Below are 19,592 nucleotides of genomic sequence, written 5' to 3'. Positions count from 1 at the left end.
ATCGGGTGTCGCAAAAGTGTCATGTAACTGTCACATAAGCGCGATGAACGCGACATGAACTTTATGAGATGTGCATATAAGCGCGATAACCTTCGCGTGAGGGCGGCTGTGTCGAGGAGCGCACGAATGAATGCAAGTGGGAATTGCTGCGTTGCGGAGCGATCACGGGCGCGGTATTGAAGGGTTATGAGCGACAGACACGATATAGAGAACCATCTCCGGATTGCCGTCGGGCAGTTCAATCCCACCGTTGGCGACGTGGCGGGCAATCTCGCCAAGGCGCGTGAAGCAAGGGCCGATGCGGCAACGCAGGGCGCCGATCTTCTGCTTCTCACCGAACTCTTCATTTCAGGCTATCCGCCAGAGGATCTGGTGCTGAAACCTGCTTTTCTGAAAGCATGTCTGAAAGCGGTAGAAGAACTGGCGGCGGAAACCGCCGATGGCGGGCCGGGTATCGTTATCGGTTTTCCGCGACAGGGCGAGACGGGCCGGCACAATTCCGTGGCGCTTCTCGATGGCGGCAAGATCATTGCGCTGCGCGACAAGATCGACTTGCCGAATTACGGCGAGTTCGACGAAAAACGTGTTTTCGCCGAAGGCTCGATTTCCGGTCCCTATAATTTCCGTGGTGTGCGGATCGGCATTCCGATCTGCGAGGAAATCTGGAACGACATGGGTGTTTGCGAGACGCTGGCCGAAAGCGGCGCGGAAATCCTGCTGGTGCCGAACGGGTCGCCCTATTACCGCGGCAAGCTGGACGTGCGCCATCAGGTGGTACTCAGACAGGTGATTGAAAGCGGCCTGCCGCTGGTTTTCGCCAACCAGCTGGGTGGGCAGGACGAGCTGGTGTTCGATGGTGCGAGCTTCGGTTTCAACGCCGACAAGACGCTTGCCTTCCAGATGAGCCAGTTCGAAGCCACGCTTGCCGTCACCGACTGGAAACGCACAGCGGATGGCTGGCGCTGCGAAAGCGGGCCATTTTCCAAGATTCCCGAGGGTGAGGAGGCGGATTACCGCGCCTGCATGCTGGGCTTTCGCGATTACGTCAACAAGAACGGTTTCAAGAGCGTGGTTCTTGGCCTTTCCGGCGGCATCGATTCGGCGATCTGCGCCGCCCTTGCCGTCGATGCGCTGGGCGAGGAGCGGGTACGCTGCATCATGCTGCCTTACCGCTATACCTCGGAAGAATCGCTGAAGGACGCCGCCGATTGTGCGAAAGCGCTCGGCTGCCGTTACGATATCGTGCCGATCGTGGAGCCGGTGGAAGGTTTCCTGTCTGCGCTGTCAGAACTTTTCGAGGGCACGGAAGAGGGCATTACCGAAGAAAACCTGCAGAGCCGCACGCGCGGCACCATCCTGATGGCCGTTTCCAACAAGTTCGGATCCATGGTGGTGACGACGGGCAACAAGTCGGAGATGTCGGTGGGTTACGCGACGCTTTATGGCGACATGAATGGTGGTTTCAACCCCATCAAGGACCTCTACAAGATGCAGGTCTATGCCATTTCCGCCTGGCGCAACGCCCATGTGCCGCCGGGCGCGCTCGGCCCTTCCGGCGAAGTGATCCCCGCCAACATTATCGCCAAGGCTCCATCGGCCGAATTGCGCCCCAACCAGACCGACCAGGATTCGCTGCCGCCGTACCCGGTGCTGGACGATATTCTCGAGTGCCTTGTCGAGAAGGAAATGTCGGTCGAGGAAATTCTGGCGCGCGGCCATGATGTGGCGACCGTGCACCGGGTGGAGCATCTGCTCTATCTCGCCGAATACAAGCGCCGGCAATCGGCGCCGGGTGTGAAGATCACCAAGAAGAACTTTGGGCGCGACCGGCGTTATCCGATCACCAACCGGTTCCGGGATCGGTAGGGCGTTTTGGAAAGGCGCGTTTAACGCCGTCCCTGCTTAATGAATTGGGCAAGCGCATTGTGAGACGGTGCGGCATATTTCTTCTCCCCGCCGGGGAGAAGGTGGCCCAAAGGGTCGGATGAGGGGGCAACCCCTCCGTATATGATGAAGCTTGCTTGCCCCCTCATCCCGCTGCCGCGGACTTCTCCCCCTCGGGGAGAAGAAACAAGTGTCATGCGCTCGATCCACAGCGGAGCGTCTTGATTGGCGCGGAAAACTCCGCGCCGCTCACCTCAAATAACCTGCCCCACATCGATACGATTGCCGTCAGGGTCTTCAAACACAAAGGCCCTCAGACCATAATCCTTGTCCTGCAGCCCTTTGATGATGCGCAGCCCATGGCTTTTGCAAATCGCATGCAGCGCATCGACATCGCTCACCATCATATGCGCCACGTTGAAAGGAGCTGCCCTGTGGGCCGGCTGTAATGTCAGATGCAGCTCGGCATTGCCCTGTTTCAGGATCATGAAGCCGACGGGGTTGCCGTTTGCGAAGGTCTTTTCGAAACCCAGCACACCGACATAAAAATCATGGGCCTTTTCGATATTCGTGACAGGAAGCATGGCGGCGATCCGCCCGAAGCGGATGCCGTGATCGGCGATGGTATTCATCGCGGAACCTCTGATCTGGGAGAAACGGGGCGGGCCGCGGACGGTGCCGGGGCGCTAGCGTTTTTTCCGGTTTGAATTTGCAGGACGGTGCCTGCCGCCCTAGGATCATAATCAAGGCGATGGTGGATGCAAACGGAATGTCTGCGTCACCAAGCGCTATGAATGAGAACACGGACCCGCCCGGGAGGCAGAATGCGCAGCTCCATCGAAATCTTCAACATCCGCACCCGGCAGATGCGGGTGGTGTGGCAGACGCCCGATCTTTTCGAAGCGCCGAACTGGTCGCCGGATGGACAATATCTGCTGTTGAACAGCGATGGGCTGCTTTATCGCCTGTCCCTTTCCGGTGACGCGTCGCCGGAGAAGGTCGATACCGGCTTTGCCACGCTCTGCAACAACGACCACGGCATTTCGCCTGACGGTTCGCTTTATGCCATTTCCGACAAGGTGGAATTCGGCAAGAGCGCCATCTATCTCCTGTCCGCGGCGGGCGGCACGCCGCGGCTGATGACGGAGAACCTTCCTTCCTACTGGCACGGCTGGTCACCGGATGGGAAAAGCTTCGCCTATTGCGGCATTCGCGATCAGATTTTCGATATCTATTCCATGGACATAGACAGCGGCGTTGAGACACGCCTTACCCATGGTGAGGGCCGCAATGACGGGCCGGATTATTCGCCCGACGGCGCGTGGATCTATTTCAATTCCAGCCGCACCGGACGGATGCAAATCTGGCGGGTGCGGGTGGATGGCTCAGCGGTGGAGCGCATCACCGACAGCTCCTATGGCGACTGGTTTCCGCACCCGTCACCAAGAGGGGACAAGGTTGTCTTCATTTCCTATGACGGCGACGTGTTCGATCATCCCCGCGATCTCGACGTGCGGGTGCGGCTGATGGATATGGATGGCGGCAATGTCGAAACGCTTTTCGAGCTGTTTGGCGGGCAGGGCACGATGAACTCTCCCAACTGGTCACCTGATGGCGACGAGTTCGCTTATGTCAGATATTTCCCGGCGGAGTGATGAAGGTAAGGTGCGGCAGGCCACATTGCCGCACCACCTGCACGACACTTGTGTTCGCAAGCTTTTTTGCCCATAGCTTCACCCGTCAGGTGCCCGCCCTTCGGCGGGAGAATCGGGAATCCGGTGAAATACCGGAACGTGCCCAACGCTGTGAGGCGGATGCTCTGTTTCTCATGCCACTGAAGCAATTCGGGAAGGCGAAACAGGGCGGATGAAGCTTAGTCAGAAGACCGGCCTGGCAGGATGGACCGAACCGCGCGGACGGCGGCAGGTCGCTGGAAAGCGCGTTGTCGCTGCAAACCTCTCATGGTTTCGGCACCGGCCCGCCGCATTGTTAGGGATAAACGATGCCGACCGAACCGCCCGTCACTACGCCACCGGACGCTAACCCGCTCGACCACGCGCTTTCACCCGCCCGCCCGTTTTCCGCGGACGAGCGCGAAGCGATCTACCGCGCCATCGAGACGCGGCGTGATGTGCGCGACCAGTTCCTGCCAGAGCCGCTGCCGGATGATCTCATCGAGCGCCTCCTGAAAGCGGCGCATGCCGCTCCCTCTGTCGGTTTCATGCAGCCGTGGAATTTCACCCTCGTTACCGATAGCGCCGTGCGCCAGGCGGCGTGGGAAGCCTTCAGCCGCGCCAATGAAGAGGCGGCGGCGATGTTTGCGGGTGAAAAGCAGGCGCTTTATCGCAGCATGAAGCTCGAAGGCATCCGCAAGGCGCCGCTCAGCATCTGCGTCACCTGCGATCCGACACGGGGTGGCAAGGTGGTGCTGGGTCGCACCCATAATGCACGCACGGATGTCTATTCCACCGTCTGCGCCATCCAGAACCTCTGGCTCGCGGCGCGCGCCGAAGGCGTCGGCGTCGGCTGGGTCAGCATTTTCCATGACAGCGATATCAGGGCCATTCTGGATATCCCCGATCATATCGAGATTGTCGCCTGGCTGTGCCTCGGTCGTGTCGATACGCTTTATACCGAACCGGAACTGGCGGTGAAGGGCTGGCGGCAGCGCGTGCCGCTGGAAGAGCTTGTGTTTCGTAACCGCTGGGGTGGGGTGTAGACCCGGAGGCCTGCGAACAGGGCGGGACGTTGCCGCGCATTTCTTCTCCTCGCCGGGGAAAAGGTGGCCCGAAGGGTCGGATGAGGGGGTAACGGCGGAGATTTTCGGAGAGCTTGCCCCCTCATCCCGCTGCCGCGGACTTCTCCCCGCCGGGGAGAGGAAACAAGGGGCACGCGCTCGCACCATTCCGCGTGCAGAAGAGACTTCACTGCTGTGGCTGGATACCCTTCAGCGCCGGGTTCTTCAGGTCGATCTTGCCGGTCTGGTCCGGCAGGAATTTGGGCCCGATGACACGCACTTTTGTGTCGTTCGGGTCATAGTCGCGCTCAGGAACAGGTTGTTCCGGCGGCTTTGCGGCCTGCTGCTCGGCGGGCTTCGGAGCCTTGTCACCTTGGGGCGATGGAATGGTGGTGATGCTGGAATAGGGCTTTTCGGCTTCCGGCCGCGACGCCTGTTCCTGCTTTTGCATCTCCTCGTGATAGGCGGCCATGTTGCAGGCGCAGCCGGGCGCTTTCCTTGAGGCATTGCGATAGGCGAAGGCGGTCGGCAGGTCCTTGTAGGGTTTGCCGGTTTCAGCGGACACCATGTCTGCTGTTTCCTGATCCGTCATGGAGTGGAAATAGAGCTCCGTCTCGGTTCCCGGGCACATTTTCTGGCACTGTTCGGCCTGGACGCGGAAATCGAGCGGCGATGCGTTGGAGGCGATCGGGAAGAATGAGCCGTCGCAGGTGCGCACGCAGAGTGTGCGAAGCCCGCCCTCCGCGGCGTTGAGGTAAGGGGAAAGGCCCGCCTGTCCCGGCTCACCGCCGTTCTGCCTGAAGGCATCGGGATAACGCGTCACATCGGGTGCAGGCGATGCTTGACGGTTCATCTCCTCAGCGGGGGTGCAGCCATTGGCATCGAGGGCGGCAAGAATGCGCTCGCGCCTGGTATCGCCGTCGTCGCTCCTCGCCGCCGCCATGGCGTCGTCGCGATCGCGGATGATCGCGTCGCGTTCGGCCTCGGCATCCACCAGCGCATCGCCGATCTCGGCGCAGAGCCCGGCATTGGGATTGCCATAAACGATGACGCTGCCGGACGAGCAGCCATAGCTGCGCATGTCGTTCCTGATCTTGCGGATGACGATGTTCTGGTGGGCAAGCGCATTGGCATAGCGCCGCACCTCGCCCGTGTTGCCGATGACACGGGGTGGTTCTCGCAACTGTTGATAAAGCGTATCGCACACCTGATCCGCAAGAGCGGCGGCAGGAGCAATGAAAACAAGGGGAAGCAGAAGGCCGATGATGCGGCTGCGCCGGGTCAATTGTGCGATCCGTTTGATGTCCCTGGCCGGTGGCAGGGGTGTTATGCTTCAGGAAATCCGTGTTTCAGGAAGATAACATAAGCTGTTGACGCATTGCGGCAACAGCATGTTCAAAACTGCGTTAACGCCGACCGCGTGTCGCTTTTCCACCTATTCGGCGGACACGAATTCGACCTTGATCCTGTCAGGGTCTTCAACGAACAGCGCGTAATAATTTTTATCGCCGTTCGCATAGGGGTATCGGTCGTCATAGAGAACCGAAACATGGTTTTGGGCGCAATGCATCTTGAGTTCGTCCACCACGCCGCGAGACGCGACCTGAAACGCGAGATGATTGAGCCCAACGCCGCAACGATGATAATCGCGTTCACGATGCTTTTTCTCCACCTGTACGAAGGTCAGGTAGGCATCCTTGTCATTTGCGATAGTAAAGCCGCTTTCCCAACGGGAGGCTACATCGTAGCCAATCTTTTGCAGAATGCTTGACCAGAACTGAAACGATTTTTCGATATCTGAAACATATATCTCAACGTGATCAAGCATATCGTTCGCTCATAAATAATAAAATAAAATATTAAATCTAAAAATCTGTATTATTTTCTATACTCGCAACTAAAAAGCCGCACGTCAATGCGCGCGGCTTTCTGGATCAATTTAGCGGGGTGTTAGACCGAAGGGTGCGAGGCCTGCACCACGGCAAAGGCCGCCATGTTGACGACGCCGCGCGAGGTGACGCTGGGCGACAGGATATGGGCGGGCAGGGCCGTGCCGAGCAGGATCGGGCCGACATGCAGGCCTTCCGTCAAGGTGCGGGTGACGCCCAGCGTGATGTTGGCCGCATCGAGGTTCGGGAAGACTAGCAGGTTTGCTTCGCCGGTCAGCACGCTGTTGGGCATGGCGCGTTTGCGCAGCGCTTCTGACAGGGCCGAGCCGCCCTGCATTTCGCCGTCCACTTCCAGTTCGGGTGCAGCCGCCTGCACGATCTTCAGCGCGCGGCGCATCTTGCGGGCGCTTTCGGAATCGCGCGAGCCGAAATTGGAATGGCTGGCGAGCGCGATTTTCGGCGTGATGCCGAAGCGGCGGATTTCCTTCGCGGCAAGAATGGCCATTTCGGCCACTTCTTCCGATGTAGGGTCGTTGTTGACGAAGGTATCGGTGAGGAACAGCGCACCCTGCTGGGTGATGAGTAGGCTGAGGCCGGCGAAGGAGCGGACGCCGTCCTGCTTGCCGATGATCTGGTTCACATCGCGCAGATGGCGGTCGTAACGGCCTTCGAGGCCGCAGATCAGCGCATCGGCTTCGCCACGCTTGACCGACAGCGCACCGATGACAGTCGTGTTGGTGCGCACGATGGTACGTGCCGCTTCCGGGTTGATGCCGGCGCGGCCGACCAGGGCGAAATAATCGTCCACGTAGTCGCGGTAGCGCGGATCGTCTTCCGGGTTCACCACGGCGAAATCCGTATGCGGGCGGATGCGCAGACCGAAACGCTTGAGGCGCGTTTCGATGATCTGCGGACGGCCGATGAGGATCGGGATGCCGGTGCCTTCTTCCAAGAGCACCTGGGCGGCGCGCAGCACGCGCTCGTCTTCGCCTTCGGCAAAGATGATGCGCTTCTTTTCGGCGGCCTTTGCGGCGTTGAAGACAGGCTTCATGATGAAACCCGAGCGCCAGACGAAGCGGTTCAGCTGGTCGAGATAGGCTTCGAAATCGGTGATCGGCCGGGCGGCAACGCCGCTTGCGGCGGCAGCACGGGCAACGGCCGGGGCAATGCGCAGGATAAGGCGCGGATCGAAGGGCGAGGGGATGAGGTAGGTCGGGCCGAAGATCGGCGTTTCGCCGCTGTAAGCCTTGGCGGCCACTTCGGAAACTTCCTCACGCGCGAGTTCCGCGATGGCCTGCACGGCGGCCATCTTCATTTCCTCGTTGATCGTCGTCGCGCCGCAATCGAGCGCGCCGCGGAAGATATAGGGGAAGCAAAGCACGTTGTTGACCTGGTTCGGGAAATCCGAACGGCCGGTGCAGATCATCGCGTCCGGGCGGGCGGCACGCGCCTCTTCCGGCATGATTTCTGGCTTGGGGTTGGCAAGCGCGAGGATCAGCGGGTTCTCCGCCATGCGCTCCAGCAGTTCCGGCTTCAGAACGCCTGCCGCCGACAGGCCGAGGAAGACATCGGCGCCGTCGATCGTTTCGGCCAGCACGCGCTTGTCGGTCTTCTGGGCGTAAACTTCCTTCCACTCGTCCATCAGCGTATTGCGGCCGTCATAAACGAGGCCCTCGATGTCGTGGACCCAGATGTTTTCTTTCTTCGCGCCCATCGCAACGAGGAGGTTGAGGCAGGCAAGGGCTGCCGCACCGGCGCCCGAGGCAACGATCTTGACGCTGGACAGGGACTTTCCGGCCAGTTCCAGAGCGTTGGTGACAGCGGCGGCGACGATGATCGCGGTGCCGTGCTGGTCGTCGTGGAAGACGGGGATGTTCATCTTCTCGCGCAGCTGGCGCTCCACCTCGAAACACTCCGGCGCCTTGATGTCTTCAAGGTTGATGCCGCCGAAGGTGGGTTCCAGCGCCGCGATGGTGGAAACCATGTCGTTAATGCCGGGCGCGTCGATCTCGATATCGAACACGTCGATACCGGCGAATTTCTTGAAAAGGACGGCCTTGCCTTCCATCACAGGCTTGGAGGCAAGCGGTCCGATATTGCCGAGGCCAAGCACGGCCGTGCCGTTGGAGATGACGGCGACGAGATTGGCGCGGGCGGTGTAATCCGCCGCCATCTCCGGGTTTTCATGGATGGCGAGGCAGGGTGCGGCGACACCCGGCGAATAGGCGAGCGCCAGATCGCGCTGGTTGCCGAGCGGCTTGGTGGCCTGGATCTCCAGCTTGCCGGGGCGCGGATAGCGGTGGAAAAAGAGCGCCTGTTCTTCGATGTCGGCCTTTGCCGTGTTGGCGGGCGTGTTGTTCTTATCGTGAGAGGTCATGTCTTCCACCGTCGTATCTGGTTTTATTTCGGACCCCTGAATACAACAAACTTCCCCGTGGTACAGCCGTTATTTACGGGCGTCTCATGCAAATGCGGCCACGGCTTATTCGCGTTTTCGTGAAGCGTTTCGTCATATTCCCTGCAAAAAACGGCCGCTGTCATGTTGCTGAAACACGAGTCTGGTTCTGAGAGGGAAGAAAGCCGCAGGGACGCAACCGAACAGGGGGATGAAATCCGTGGCCGGTCAAATCGAAACCAGACAGTTCAGAACGCTTTTCATTTCGGATGTTCATCTTGGTTCCAAGGCGGCCAAGACTGACTATCTGCTGGACTTCCTCAGACATCACGAGGCCGAAACGATCATTCTCGTTGGTGACATCGTCGACGGCTGGCGCCTGCGCCGCAGCTGGTACTGGCCGCAGGGTTGCAACGACGTGGTGCAGAAGCTGCTGCGCAAGGCCCGCAAGGGAACCCGCATCGTGTATATTCCCGGCAATCACGATGAATTCCTGCGGGAGTTCCCCGGCATGCATTTCGGCGGCATCGAAGTGGCCGAGCGCATGATCCATGAGGCGGCCGACGGCAGGAAATATCTCATCATCCATGGCGACGAGTTCGACGTGGTGGTGCGCAACGCCCGCCTGCTCGCCTATCTCGGCGACTGGGCCTATGACGCAGCAATCGCCATCAATATCGCCATCGCCGCCGTACGCCGCCGCATCGGCCTGCCTTACTGGTCGTTTTCGGCCTGGGCCAAGCTGCAGGTGAAACACGCCGTCAACTTCATCGGTGAATTCCAGCGTGTGGTGGCGGATGAAGCCCGGCGCAACAATGTCGACGGCGTGATCTGTGGCCATATTCACCACGCCGTCATGGAAGACATGGACGGCATACGTTACATCAACACCGGCGACTGGGTGGAAAGCTGCACGGCGATTGCCGAGAACGCCGATGGCAGCTTCGAGCTGATCACCTGGATGCAGACGAGCGAAGTGGTTGCCGAGCAGACATCGGACGAAATGGAGCCGGTGAATATTCCGGGGCTGATTGGCAAGCACGCGGCGTGATTGGAGCGTTTGACGGGCGCTGATGGTAGGCTCACCTGTAAACGAGTGTTGGTTGAAATTGTAGCATCCGCATACCGTCATCCCGGCCCTGAGCCGGGATCCAGTGCGATCAAGTCTTTGATCGCGTAAGACTTATTTCTCACGGCGCAGACGCGCCGTGGCTGGATGCCGGATTAGGTCCGGCATGACGGAGGTGAGGCTTTAGAGGCTTCTCAGTAACCTTCCGGTGACGCACCGGAGAGAGGGTGCGAATGCAGCCTCTAGGCACCAACCCAGTCCGGACCCTTAGCGAGAGCTCTATCCCCACAATTCCGGCCGCGCCGGATAAACAAGCGACCCTTCATAAACCAGCCCAGGCTCCCGATCCTCGGCCAAAAGCAGCGGGCCGTCGAGATCGGCAAAGGCCGTGCCCTGCGCGGCAAGCACGGCAGGTGCCATGCCCAGCGAGGTGCCGAGCATGCAGCCGACCATGATGGTGAAACCGAGCCTTTCGGCCTCCGCCTTCATGACAAGCGCCTCCGTCAGGCCGCCGGTCTTGTCGAGCTTGATGTTGATCGCGTCGTAGCGGTCGCGCAGGCCGGTGAGGTCCTTGGTGGAATGCACGCTTTCATCGGCGCAGATCAGCACCGGATGGTCGATACGGGAGAGAATGGCGTCCTTGCCGGCGGGCAGGGGCTGTTCGATCAGCGATATCTTCAGCTCTGCCGCAAGCCTCAGATAATATTCGATATTATCGTCATTCCAGCCTTCGTTGGCATCGATGATGATGCGCGCCTCGGGTGCGGCTGCGCGGACGGCCCGCAGGCGGGCTTCATCGTCGGCTGTGCCGGTCTTGATCTTCAGAAGCGGACGTCCGGCGTTCTCTGCGGTCTTTGCGGCCATGGTCTCCGGGTCTGCAAGCGAAATCGTATAGGCTGTGACGAGCGGCTCTGCCTCCTGTCCGAGGACCTGCTCGGCGACGCTCTGGCCGCTCATCTTCGCCTCGATATCCCAAAGCGCGCAATCCACCGCATTACGGGCCGCACCCGGTTCCATCGCCTGCTGCAACTCCTGCCGCGTCAGGCCTGCGGCGATCCGCTCCGCCATCGCCTCGATATCGGCAATGACGCCTTCGATGCTTTCGCCATATCTCGGATAGGGCACACATTCACCTCTGCCGGTGAAGGAACCATCGCGGATGGTGCACGTTACGACATCCGCATGCGTCCGGGTGCCGCGTGAAATGGTGAAGCTGCCAGCAACGGCGAAACGTTCTGTTGTGGCTTGAAGGTAACGGGGCATGTTTTTTCACTTCCGATTGGGCGTCAAATGACACATGACGCCAAATTTATCACGAATTGTCGGCTGCCACTGTGGCTTGCCGGAGGCCGAAACGTTATGAAACCTTTAAGAATCTCGTGACGGCTGCATTCGCTCGGAGCATTATGCAAGAACAGGACACACGGCAACAGGCGACCCCGGCCGCAATCACCGAAGACGGCACCGTCTCCGGCGGCGGCCTGCGCTATGTCATGAGCGGCTCCTGGCGCAACAGTAATCTCTCCGCCGTTTTACCTGATCTCGATAAGATCGAAAAAAGCAGACCCGCCGGCCCGGTGGAGATCGAGCTTTCCTCCGTCGAGTCCATCGATACGACCGGCGCCTGGATCATCCAGCGCCTGCGCAAGGACCTCGAGGCGAATGGTGCGACAGTCACGCTCAGCGGCAACGACCGTATCGAGCAGGTGATCGGGCAGCTGCCCGACAAGGCGGAGATGGAGGCGGAGCCGGTCGCGCGTGAGGGACTGGTGGAGCGCATCTTTTCTCCGATCGGCAAGGCCGTGGTCCAGAATGGCGCGGATTTCCTGGCGGGCATGTATATTCTGGGTTCGGCAGTGCGCGGTGCGCAGATGAAGCTCGGACGCGGGCGCGGCGTCTCGCCGGCGGCAATCGTCAACCAGATCGACCATATGGGCGTGCGCGCCGTGCCGATCATCATGCTGATGTCGTTCCTGATCGGTGCCATCATCGCCCAGCAAGGCGCGTTCCAGCTCAGATATTTCGGGGCTGAGGTCTTCGTCGTCGATCTGGTCGGCATTCTCCAGCTGCGTGAAATCGGTGTTCTGCTGACTGCGATCATGATTGCCGGCCGCTCCGGCAGCGCCATCACCGCCGAAATCGGCTCCATGAAGATGCGCGAGGAAATCGACGCGCTGAAGGTGATTGGCCTCAATCCCGTGGGCGTGCTGGTGTTCCCGCGACTGGTGGCGCTCACCATTGCGCTGCCGCTTCTGACCATTCTCGCCAATTTTGCCGCGCTTTTTGGTGCTGCCATCGTGGCGCTGCTTTATTCCGGCATCACTTTTGAGGTGTTCCTCTCGCGTCTGCATGGCGCGGTGGAGGAATCGACCATCGCAGCGGGCATGATCAAGGCGCCGTTCATGGCGCTCATCATCGGCATCGTCGCGGCGGTGGAGGGCATGAAAGTGGGCGGCTCGGCGGAATCGCTCGGCCAGCACGTCACCTCCTCGGTGGTGAAGTCGATCTTCGTTGTCATTCTGGTGGATGGTCTTTTTGCCATCTTCTACGCAGCCATCGATTTCTAGGGAGGGCGCGTTGGAAACACTGGACCAGAAACCGCAGCAGCAGACAAACACCGGAAAAGACGGCCGCGAGGTGGTGCTTTCCGTCGAGGGCGTGACAGTCGGCTTTAACGGCCGGAACGTGCTGGAAGATCTCAATCTCGATGTCTATCGCGGCGAAATCCTGGGTTTCATCGGTCCCTCCGGGGCCGGAAAATCCGTGTTGATGCGCACGGTCCTGCGGCTTTTGCCACGGCAGGCGGGCACGATCAGCATTCTCGGCTCTGATTATGACAAGGCGGGCGAGGACGAGCGCATGAGGCTCGACCAGCGGCTTGGGGTGCTGTTCCAGCAGGGCGCGCTGTTTTCCGGCCTGACGGTGAAGGAAAACATCCAGCTGCCGATGCGCGAATATCTCGATCTGCCGAAGAAACTGATGGACGAGCTTGCCTATCTCAAGATCGAGATGGTGGGGCTGAAGCCCGATGCGGGCGACAAATACCCGTCCGAACTGTCAGGCGGCATGATCAAGCGCGCAGCGCTTGCCCGGGCGCTGTCGCTCGATCCTGACCTCGTCTTCCTCGATGAGCCGACATCCGGCCTCGATCCCATCGGGGCGGCGGAATTTGATATGCTGATCGCGCGGCTGCGCGATTCGCTCGGCCTGACCGTTTATATGGTGACGCACGATCTCGACAGCCTGTTCTCCGTCTGTGACCGCATTGCGGTTCTCGGCCAGAAGAAGGTGCTGGTGGAAGGGACGCTGCAGGACATGTTTGCCTGCGACGACCCGTGGGTGCAGTCCTATTTCCGCGGTAAACGGGCGCGCTCTGTCGTTCTTCCGGACGACAGGCAGGAACATCCGGTGGAGTAACGAGAAGCATGGAAACCAAGGCGAACTACACCATAGTCGGAATTTTCACGCTGATCGTGATCGCCGCTGCATTCGGCTTCGTTTACTGGATGGCGGAATTCGGCCGCGGTGGCCCGACAGCACAGCTTGTGGTGCGTATTCCGGGCTCCGCCAATGGCCTTTCGGTCGGCTCTCCGGTGCGCTTCAACGGTATTCCCGTCGGCACGGTGCGCGGGCTTGCAATCGACCGCGACGACCCGGCCTATTCCATCGCCTTTACCGAGGTACAGGCGGATGCGCCGGTTTTCCCTTCCACACGCGCCGTGCTTGAAATTCAGGGCCTGACCGGAGCGGCGTATATCGAGCTTTCCGGCGGCAACAAGGATGGCGAGCGCATTCTGCAGAAAGCCGTCGAAAGCGGTGTTCCGGCCGAGCTGACGGCCGATCTTTCCAGCGTCACCAACCTGCTTGCCACCGCCGACAAGATACTGAAGCGCGCCGATGGCGCCATCGGCGAATTGCAGGGCTTCGTGCAGGATGCGCGCGGCCCGCTGACGCAGACGGTTCGCAATGCTGAAAAATTCTCCGATGCGCTGGCGGCAAACTCCGATGGCATCAAGAATTTCATTGCCAGCCTCAGCTCGCTTTCCACCACCGTACAGTCGGTCTCGGTGCGCCTCGACGGCACGCTGAGCGCCATCGAAGATCTGGTAAAGGCAGTGGATGCCGGCAAGATCGATTCCATCCTGTCCAATGTCGACAAGGTGACGAAGGATGTCGCGTCGGCTTCGAGCGATATTCAGGGCATCATGGAAACGGTGCAGAGCACGGCGCGCAATTTCGAGGCGGCAAGCACGGAAGTGCAGACGGTCGTCAAGCGCGCGGATGAGCTTCTCGCCTCCGTCGATCCCGCCAAGGTGGGCACCGTGGTTGACGACGTTTCCTCTGCGACCGCCGATGCGCGCGATGCTGTCGCGAACTTCAAGCGGATCGCCGATGATGTGGGCGCACGGCGCGCCGATATCGATCAGGCGGTTTCCGATTTCACCGAGATGGGCCGCAAGCTGAACCTGGCCTCCAGCCGCGTTGATGGGATTCTCGCCAAGGTGGACGGCATGCTCGGCACTGACGACGCCAATTCGCTGTTTGCCAAGGCGCGTGAGACGCTCACCTCCTTCAAGGCGGTGGCCGACAATCTCAATGCCCGCATCGGGCCGATCGCCGACAATCTGACCCGCTTCTCAAGCTCGGGCCTGAAAGATTTCCAGGCATTGATCGGCAGCACGCGACAGACGGTGGACAATCTCAACAATGCCATCACCAATATCGACCGCGATCCGCAACGGTTGATTTTCGGCGGCGAAACCGTGAAACAATATGACGGCAGAACAAGGCGCTAAGAGGGGTATGGGCCAATGAGACTATCGATGAACGGCCAACGCCGCGCCCTCGTTCTGGCTCCGCTGCTTGCTGCAATGATGGCGGGCTGCGCGGGCGCGCCGAAGAACGATACCTTCGATCTCTCCGTCTCGCCGGCGGCGGTGACACAGGGGCCGTCGCTGAAAAGCCGTCAGCTGCTGATTGCCGATCCGACCGCCCTGAAGGCGCTGGACAGCGAAAACATCGTGGTGCGGCTTTCGGGCTCGGAAGTGCAATATCTCGGCAATTCGCAGTGGAGCGACCGCCTGCCGCGTATGGTGCAATCCAAGCTCGTGGAAGCGTTCGAGGATACCGGCAAACTCGGCGGCGTCGGCAGGCCGGGGCAGGGGCTGGCGATCGATTATCAGGTCGTGAGCGATATCCGTGCCTTCGAGATCGATACGGCGAAGAACCTCGCCAATATCGAAATCTCGGTGAAGCTCCTCAACGACCGAAACGGCACGGTGAAGGCGCAGGAGGTGTTCCGTTCCAGCGCCCGCGTCAGCGGCTCAGGCAACGCCAATTTCGTGAAAGCACTCGACCAGGCCTTTGCCGCCGCGACGCGCGAGATTGTGGCCTGGACGCTGAAGTCTCTCTGACGGTTGGTCCGTGCAGGCGCGGTGCCGGCACGGACGCTATCGGTATTTTCCCGATCGTTTCAGGCGGCGTCCTGCTGCGACTTCCATTCCGGCAGGGGGAAGACGCGGTCGTAGCTCCAGTTGAAGACAAAAGCATAGACCACGTAAAAAAGCGCGAACGAGATATCCATCACCAGCGCGTGGGCAAGGCTGATATTCAGATACCAGGCGATGAAGGGCATCAGAACGATCAGCAGGCCGAGTTCGAACAGCACCGCGTGCCCGACCCGAATGGCGGGTGTCTTGAGCGTGGTGCCCTTCAGGCGCTGCATGGCGTGGTCGAAACCGAGATTATAGACGTAATTCCAGATGGTCGCGAGCGTGGCGCTGACGAGGCCCACGACGCCGATATCCTCCATGGGCATGCCAAACAGCAATGCGCCAAGTGGAATGACCAGCAGAAGCCCGATGATCTCGAAACTGAGGGCGTGGCGGATACGATCTTGCAGGGAGCGCATTCTATTCTCCGGTGTGTGACCGGGCCGTCCCGCATGCTGTCGCCGATGTGGCCGAGGTCGTCCTCGCGCCTGGTCATGTATAGCTTTCGGGCGGATTTTTCAAGCATGGGGGACTTGGGGAGTGTTCCGCCTGCTTCGTCTCGCCGTCGCGGAAGAAAAAACAGGCGGCGACGCGTTCATTCTTTCGACTGCGCCAACGAAACCGTGATCGGAACAAGACCAGTGCATTTTCGTTATCGCTTACGGAAGGAGTCGTGCAATGCAGCAGAATTCCCTCGAAGGAAGAACGATCAAGGCCGCCAACCAGGCTAAGGTTTCGACTTACACGCCAAGCCTGATTTCCCTCAAGGGAAGTTACGTGGCGATGATATTTCGCAGACCGCTTTGCGGAAATCCGCTGGATCTGCGGAAGAAATAATAAGGCATGGCCAGTTCTGGCGCACCATTCGCATATCGAAACGACGACTGCCGACGTGAAGTTTATAAGGTGTCTCTAAAGTGTGATTTTCAATCCGGTTCGTCTCCACCTAGACTGGAGATTGCCATAAAAGCGAAGGGAGAATGACATGAAATCAGTTCTCATTATCGCCGCTGTCTTTGGTTTTTCCGCCAGCGCAGCGCTTGCGGAATGCGCGGGTCATGAAAAGATCAACGCTTCCGTCCCTGCCGTCGACCGCGAATTCAAAACCGCAAGCATCGTTCCGCCGACGGAACCGGCTGACAAGCCCGTCGTCATCCTGAAAAAGACCGATCGCCTTCCCGCCGCGGCGGTTGCCACGACCGGCGAGCCCGAAGCCGCAATGCAACGCATGCAATAAGACAGGACCATGATCTCTTCATTCTGAAAATCCCGTGCGCGATGTGATCCGCACGGGATTTTTCATTGTCTGGCTGCGTCGCGCCGCCGTTTTGCAGGCGTTTGAACGTCACCAGAAAGGCAGACAGCCTCAGCTGTCGAGCTTCAGCGACAATTGCCGCGGTCCTTCGCTCTTCTTGAGCACGTAAAGCGGCCGGGTGATGATGACCTCGGTGCGCCGCTGCAATTCGCGCCGGCGTTCCAGCGCGCGCTCGCGCATGTCACGGGAACGGGCCACGACGGTGAGGGCATTTTCTATGGTTGCGTCTGCTGTGTTCATCGCTGACCTCCATAATGTTCACTATATGTTCTAATTATTGGCTGCTTGTGTCAACACTAAGGCAGACTGTCAGCGCCATTCCGACATTGCTGGGTAAACAGGGGCGTATCACGTGGCAGCGGGCGTGGGGCCCGGCACGGCTCCGCAAGGCGCATCATGCGCCTGCGGTGGAGGCGTTTAGCCTACGCCAGCCTGGGGATCGGTGTGTGGGGATGAATATCAGAAGTGCCCGGGCGCTGATCCGCCCCGGCGGCAGGGTGCATTCAGGAGTGGGGGCGTTGGTCCGGCGCTGCGAGCGTCGATAACATATCGGTGAGATGTTCGCTGGCGAGCGCCACGATGGCGAGTGCGGCCTGCTGGCGGTTCCAGCCGGCATGTTCGGCTTTTTCAATGAGCCCCTGAATGGAGGGTTCCAGTGCGAACTGGCACTCGGCCTGATAGTCCATGGTGTCGATCGAAAGCGACGGGGAATTGATTGCGGCCCGCATCGTTTGGTCTCCCTGTTTTCCGTCATGTCCTTCAAACGCGAAACGCAAATTGGAACATGCACATTCAGAGGCCGGTGATACCGGATATGCCCCGCAGGGCCCGATATCACTGGCAGCGAATCCCCCAGCAGGCGGGAGTTAACGGCAAGTGCCCGTCGCTGTCAACGAATGCCCGGTAGCGATGAGGCGGGGATGCGCTTTTTCAGAGGCTTCGGTTGCGGAAGGGTTTTCGTCTCCAGATCAGCAGAGCCATGACATAAAGCGCGAAAAGGACGAACCATGTGACCGGAAGCACCATGAAAAGCGCCGCAAAAGCACAGCTTCCCTCGAAACAGGAGCCGAGGAGCCCGGAATCGGCAAGGGCTGCCGATAATAAAAACGCACATACCCCGCTCCCGACCGCGCCGAGGACGAACAGCAATATGGTGATGAGTAATCTCATAATCTCGATCATAGGGATGATTGAGACAGCTTTGCGGAAGTAACGTCACCACAACGCCGAGAATCGCGCTTTCGTCCGCTTCATCGCAAGAATTTGAAGAGGCATCCCGGGATCGTTGGGTGCCTCGACGCAGCATGACTGAAGAACCGCCCGGGGATTATGTCAATTTCCTTTCTGGGGTGCGGTTTTAATGCATATCTTGATTAAGAGGGGCTTATTGGGTAATATATTATGTAATATAAATATTTTTTTGATAGATTTTATAAGGTTCATGAGTATTTTTGCTTCATAATTTTGTATCTAGGTTAGGCAGTATATCCGATTTTTATTTCATTGATATTTTAACCATCACTTGCTGACAGGCGGCACGGGCTCACCATCCTGCGGCTGTGTCGCGAGGAAAGGATAGCAGATTTGTTCATTCTTTCATTCCCGGCTTGCCCGACCGGCAAGCTCTCGGGCCTTGTGGCCTGCGCCATCGTGCTGACAGGTTTCCTGGCGCAGGCTTCCGCTCAGTCGCGCGCCTGCAAGGACCCTACGCCTGTCGGCAATCTCAACGAAATGTTCGATGCCATCTTCGCCTGCTGGGTGCCGCCGGAGGACACGGAGGGACTGGTGGTGACGCTGCAGTTCATTTTGCACAAGGACGGAAGGATAAGGGACAAGGTGGTGGTGATTGCCGGGCGCCCGCAGGAGGATAGTCCAAGACGCAGGGCCTTCATCGAATCCGCCATCGAGGCGGTAAGGCGGGCGGCACCTGTTCCCTTTACCGAGCAGTTTGGAAGCCGTATCGCCGGCCGGCCGCTGGCGCCGCGTTTTGTCGGTGTAAAAGAGCCTGTGCCGACGCTGGAACTTTAGAGGAGGTCAGGCGAAAACACGCGACGCTTCGAGCGCTGGCGTCGTGACTGCCGCAGCAATTTTACTGCTATCGCGCGGAATGCCCGACCTAAGACGAGGCTTCCGAAGCTCACGCGATGCTTCAATCCGGCATCGCAATGTCTTGTCATTATGGAGAAATTTGGTGGGTGATGTAGGGCTCGAACCTACGACCCGCTGATTAAGAGTCAGCTGCTCTACCAACTGAGCTAATCACCCGACCGGCACCGTGTGGCGGTGTGAGGGGGCGTATAAAGGGGAAGTTTGGGCTTGTCCAGCGCGTAAATGAAATTTCTTCGATTTTTGTGACGAAAAAATTTCGGCCGCGCTGGAAAAGCCTGGAAATCCGGGGTTTTACGGATTTTTTCTTTTCGTCATCCGCGCCTGAACGCCCGCCCGATAAAGATGAGGATGCAAGCGCCGATGAAGCCGGCGATCAAATATCCCAGCCAGCCGGTCAAAACGATTCCGAAGACCGAAAGGATGGCGTTGGCGATGATGGCGCCGACGATTCCGAGAAGGATGTTCATGAAAACACCCATATTGCTTTTCATGAATTGTTCGGCGAGCCACCCCGCGACGCCACCGATGATGATGGCTGCAATCCAGCCAATGCCAGCAGATTCCATGATTTCCTCCCATGTTTGCTGCACGATCAAAGGTGATGATTCGCGCGGGGAAAAGCAAGGTAAACTCCTGAAAACCTCGCTTCATGCGGGTGGTTTTCCGCGCTGCAGGCGCTAAATAGCCTGATGCGGTGCAAGA

21 protein-coding genes, 1 tRNA gene and 1 riboswitch are annotated in these 19,592 nt (G+C 59.3%); of the genes, 11 read left to right on the top strand and 11 right to left on the bottom strand.

The genetic code is table 11. The annotated features are described in order from the left end of the window. Positions 1–186: 186 nt before the first annotated feature. On the top strand, positions 187–1,866 hold the full coding sequence (locus HQN82_RS06200; protein WP_112765848.1) for an NAD+ synthase: 1,680 nt from the start codon (positions 187–189) through the stop codon (positions 1,864–1,866). A 272-nt stretch (positions 1,867–2,138) separates the two neighbouring features. Here HQN82_RS06200 and HQN82_RS06195 read toward each other — a convergent pair whose 3' ends face one another. Continuing rightward, positions 2,139–2,516 carry a glyoxalase superfamily protein gene (locus tag HQN82_RS06195; RefSeq protein WP_112765847.1) on the bottom strand — a complete coding sequence of 126 codons (378 nt, stop codon included), beginning with the start codon at positions 2,514–2,516 and terminating at the stop codon, positions 2,139–2,141. Between the two features lie 192 nt (positions 2,517–2,708). Here HQN82_RS06195 and HQN82_RS06190 point away from each other — a divergent pair, with 192 nt between their 5' ends. After that, the gene (locus HQN82_RS06190) at positions 2,709–3,539 is read left to right on the top strand and encodes a TolB family protein (protein WP_112765846.1); all 831 of its coding nucleotides are present in this window, start codon (positions 2,709–2,711) and stop codon (positions 3,537–3,539) included. A 70-nt stretch (positions 3,540–3,609) separates the two neighbouring features. Next, positions 3,610–3,792, top strand: a riboswitch (cobalamin riboswitch). A gap of 94 nt (positions 3,793–3,886) precedes the next feature. Continuing rightward, the gene (gene bluB, locus HQN82_RS06185; protein WP_112765845.1) at positions 3,887–4,603 is read left to right on the top strand and encodes a 5,6-dimethylbenzimidazole synthase; all 717 of its coding nucleotides are present in this window, start codon (positions 3,887–3,889) and stop codon (positions 4,601–4,603) included. Positions 4,604–4,808: 205 nt separating this feature from the next. Here bluB and HQN82_RS06180 read toward each other — a convergent pair whose 3' ends face one another. The 3 genes from HQN82_RS06180 to HQN82_RS06170 form a co-directional block, all read right to left on the bottom strand. Further along, complete coding sequence (locus HQN82_RS06180) at positions 4,809–5,906, bottom strand: DUF2865 domain-containing protein (RefSeq protein WP_173614670.1); 1,098 nt, start codon at positions 5,904–5,906, stop codon at positions 4,809–4,811. Positions 5,907–6,056: 150 nt separating this feature from the next. After that, on the bottom strand, positions 6,057–6,449 hold the full coding sequence (locus HQN82_RS06175; protein WP_004442037.1) for a VOC family protein: 393 nt from the start codon (positions 6,447–6,449) through the stop codon (positions 6,057–6,059). A 122-nt stretch (positions 6,450–6,571) separates the two neighbouring features. Next, positions 6,572–8,887 carry an NADP-dependent malic enzyme gene (locus tag HQN82_RS06170; protein WP_173614669.1) on the bottom strand — a complete coding sequence of 772 codons (2,316 nt, stop codon included), beginning with the start codon at positions 8,885–8,887 and terminating at the stop codon, positions 6,572–6,574. Between the two features lie 229 nt (positions 8,888–9,116). On the opposite strand from HQN82_RS06170, the gene HQN82_RS06165 reads away from it, so the two are divergent. Beyond that, on the top strand, positions 9,117–9,956 hold the full coding sequence (locus HQN82_RS06165; RefSeq protein WP_006697377.1) for a UDP-2,3-diacylglucosamine diphosphatase: 840 nt from the start codon (positions 9,117–9,119) through the stop codon (positions 9,954–9,956). Between the two features lie 297 nt (positions 9,957–10,253). Here HQN82_RS06165 and dgcA read toward each other — a convergent pair whose 3' ends face one another. Next, entirely contained in the window at positions 10,254–11,237 is a 984-nt protein-coding gene (dgcA, locus tag HQN82_RS06160; RefSeq protein ID WP_112765843.1) for an N-acetyl-D-Glu racemase DgcA, read from the bottom strand. A gap of 143 nt (positions 11,238–11,380) precedes the next feature. On the opposite strand from dgcA, the gene HQN82_RS06155 reads away from it, so the two are divergent. Genes HQN82_RS06155 through HQN82_RS06140 form a run of 4 tightly spaced genes read left to right on the top strand, consistent with a single transcriptional unit; the run spans position 11,381 to position 15,388 of the window. Next, on the top strand, positions 11,381–12,541 hold the full coding sequence (locus HQN82_RS06155; RefSeq protein ID WP_004442030.1) for an ABC transporter permease: 1,161 nt from the start codon (positions 11,381–11,383) through the stop codon (positions 12,539–12,541). Between the two features lie 10 nt (positions 12,542–12,551). Beyond that, positions 12,552–13,391 carry an ABC transporter ATP-binding protein gene (locus HQN82_RS06150; RefSeq protein WP_037093204.1) on the top strand — a complete coding sequence of 280 codons (840 nt, stop codon included), beginning with the start codon at positions 12,552–12,554 and terminating at the stop codon, positions 13,389–13,391. 8 nt (positions 13,392–13,399) lie between these two features. Next, complete coding sequence (locus HQN82_RS06145; RefSeq protein ID WP_004442026.1) at positions 13,400–14,770, top strand: MlaD family protein; 1,371 nt, start codon at positions 13,400–13,402, stop codon at positions 14,768–14,770. A 15-nt stretch (positions 14,771–14,785) separates the two neighbouring features. Continuing rightward, a complete protein-coding gene (locus HQN82_RS06140; protein ID WP_034498940.1) occupies positions 14,786–15,388 on the top strand; it encodes an ABC-type transport auxiliary lipoprotein family protein in 603 nt (200 codons plus the stop codon). A 59-nt stretch (positions 15,389–15,447) separates the two neighbouring features. Here HQN82_RS06140 and HQN82_RS06135 read toward each other — a convergent pair whose 3' ends face one another. After that, positions 15,448–15,885 carry a PACE efflux transporter gene (locus HQN82_RS06135; RefSeq protein WP_004442023.1) on the bottom strand — a complete coding sequence of 146 codons (438 nt, stop codon included), beginning with the start codon at positions 15,883–15,885 and terminating at the stop codon, positions 15,448–15,450. A 259-nt stretch (positions 15,886–16,144) separates the two neighbouring features. Here HQN82_RS06135 and HQN82_RS06130 point away from each other — a divergent pair, with 259 nt between their 5' ends. Both HQN82_RS06130 and HQN82_RS06125 read left to right on the top strand, forming a co-directional pair. Further along, positions 16,145–16,303, top strand: a complete 159-nt coding sequence (locus HQN82_RS06130) for a hypothetical protein (RefSeq protein ID WP_004442022.1) — start codon at positions 16,145–16,147, stop codon at positions 16,301–16,303. A 148-nt stretch (positions 16,304–16,451) separates the two neighbouring features. Further along, a complete protein-coding gene (locus tag HQN82_RS06125) occupies positions 16,452–16,703 on the top strand; it encodes a hypothetical protein (protein WP_004442021.1) in 252 nt (83 codons plus the stop codon). Between the two features lie 129 nt (positions 16,704–16,832). Here HQN82_RS06125 and HQN82_RS06120 read toward each other — a convergent pair whose 3' ends face one another. The 3 genes from HQN82_RS06120 to HQN82_RS06110 form a co-directional block, all read right to left on the bottom strand. Continuing rightward, a complete protein-coding gene (locus tag HQN82_RS06120) occupies positions 16,833–17,021 on the bottom strand; it encodes a hypothetical protein (RefSeq protein WP_004442020.1) in 189 nt (62 codons plus the stop codon). Positions 17,022–17,284: 263 nt separating this feature from the next. Continuing rightward, complete coding sequence (locus tag HQN82_RS06115; RefSeq protein ID WP_004442019.1) at positions 17,285–17,509, bottom strand: hypothetical protein; 225 nt, start codon at positions 17,507–17,509, stop codon at positions 17,285–17,287. Positions 17,510–17,711: 202 nt separating this feature from the next. Next, positions 17,712–17,963 (bottom strand): hypothetical protein, encoded by a 252-nt coding sequence (locus HQN82_RS06110; RefSeq protein WP_004442017.1) that lies wholly within the window; start codon positions 17,961–17,963, stop codon positions 17,712–17,714. 402 nt (positions 17,964–18,365) lie between these two features. Here HQN82_RS06110 and HQN82_RS06105 point away from each other — a divergent pair, with 402 nt between their 5' ends. Then, on the top strand, positions 18,366–18,809 hold the full coding sequence (locus HQN82_RS06105; protein ID WP_234904870.1) for an energy transducer TonB family protein: 444 nt from the start codon (positions 18,366–18,368) through the stop codon (positions 18,807–18,809). Positions 18,810–18,970: 161 nt separating this feature from the next. Here the strand turns inward: HQN82_RS06105 and HQN82_RS06100 are convergent. Continuing rightward, positions 18,971–19,046 (bottom strand) — tRNA-Lys (locus HQN82_RS06100). 155 nt (positions 19,047–19,201) lie between these two features. Further along, positions 19,202–19,456 carry a GlsB/YeaQ/YmgE family stress response membrane protein gene (locus HQN82_RS06095; RefSeq protein ID WP_004442014.1) on the bottom strand — a complete coding sequence of 85 codons (255 nt, stop codon included), beginning with the start codon at positions 19,454–19,456 and terminating at the stop codon, positions 19,202–19,204. Between the last annotated feature and the right edge of the window lie 136 nt (positions 19,457–19,592).

Source organism: Agrobacterium pusense (genome assembly GCF_013285525.1).
In the GTDB taxonomy this organism is placed as follows: Bacteria; Pseudomonadota; Alphaproteobacteria; order Rhizobiales; family Rhizobiaceae; genus Agrobacterium; species Agrobacterium pusense.
This window is presented reverse-complemented; position numbering and strand designations above follow the sequence as displayed.

Bases quoted from the DNA above. Each gene is read 5' to 3' on its own strand.
- HQN82_RS06115 (WP_004442019.1), bottom strand. From the start codon at position 17,509: ATGCGGGCCGCAATCAATTCCCCGTCGCTTTCGATCGACACCATGGAC.
- HQN82_RS06165 (WP_006697377.1), top strand. From the start codon at position 9,117: ATGAAATCCGTGGCCGGTCAAATCGAAACCAGACAGTTCAGAACGCTT.
- HQN82_RS06120 (WP_004442020.1), bottom strand. From the start codon at position 17,021: ATGAACACAGCAGACGCAACCATAGAAAATGCCCTCACCGTCGTGGCC.
- HQN82_RS06200 (WP_112765848.1), top strand. From the start codon at position 187: ATGAGCGACAGACACGATATAGAGAACCATCTCCGGATTGCCGTCGGG.
- HQN82_RS06140 (WP_034498940.1), top strand. From the start codon at position 14,786: ATGAGACTATCGATGAACGGCCAACGCCGCGCCCTCGTTCTGGCTCCG.
- HQN82_RS06170 (WP_173614669.1), bottom strand. From the start codon at position 8,887: ATGACCTCTCACGATAAGAACAACACGCCCGCCAACACGGCAAAGGCC.
- HQN82_RS06095 (WP_004442014.1), bottom strand. From the start codon at position 19,456: ATGGAATCTGCTGGCATTGGCTGGATTGCAGCCATCATCATCGGTGGC.
- HQN82_RS06130 (WP_004442022.1), top strand. From the start codon at position 16,145: ATGCAGCAGAATTCCCTCGAAGGAAGAACGATCAAGGCCGCCAACCAG.
- HQN82_RS06155 (WP_004442030.1), top strand. From the start codon at position 11,381: ATGCAAGAACAGGACACACGGCAACAGGCGACCCCGGCCGCAATCACC.
- HQN82_RS06110 (WP_004442017.1), bottom strand. From the start codon at position 17,963: ATGATCGAGATTATGAGATTACTCATCACCATATTGCTGTTCGTCCTC.
- bluB (WP_112765845.1), top strand. From the start codon at position 3,887: ATGCCGACCGAACCGCCCGTCACTACGCCACCGGACGCTAACCCGCTC.
- HQN82_RS06125 (WP_004442021.1), top strand. From the start codon at position 16,452: ATGAAATCAGTTCTCATTATCGCCGCTGTCTTTGGTTTTTCCGCCAGC.
- HQN82_RS06145 (WP_004442026.1), top strand. From the start codon at position 13,400: ATGGAAACCAAGGCGAACTACACCATAGTCGGAATTTTCACGCTGATC.
- HQN82_RS06195 (WP_112765847.1), bottom strand. From the start codon at position 2,516: ATGAATACCATCGCCGATCACGGCATCCGCTTCGGGCGGATCGCCGCC.
- HQN82_RS06190 (WP_112765846.1), top strand. From the start codon at position 2,709: ATGCGCAGCTCCATCGAAATCTTCAACATCCGCACCCGGCAGATGCGG.
- dgcA (WP_112765843.1), bottom strand. From the start codon at position 11,237: ATGCCCCGTTACCTTCAAGCCACAACAGAACGTTTCGCCGTTGCTGGC.
- HQN82_RS06135 (WP_004442023.1), bottom strand. From the start codon at position 15,885: ATGCGCTCCCTGCAAGATCGTATCCGCCACGCCCTCAGTTTCGAGATC.
- HQN82_RS06175 (WP_004442037.1), bottom strand. From the start codon at position 6,449: ATGCTTGATCACGTTGAGATATATGTTTCAGATATCGAAAAATCGTTT.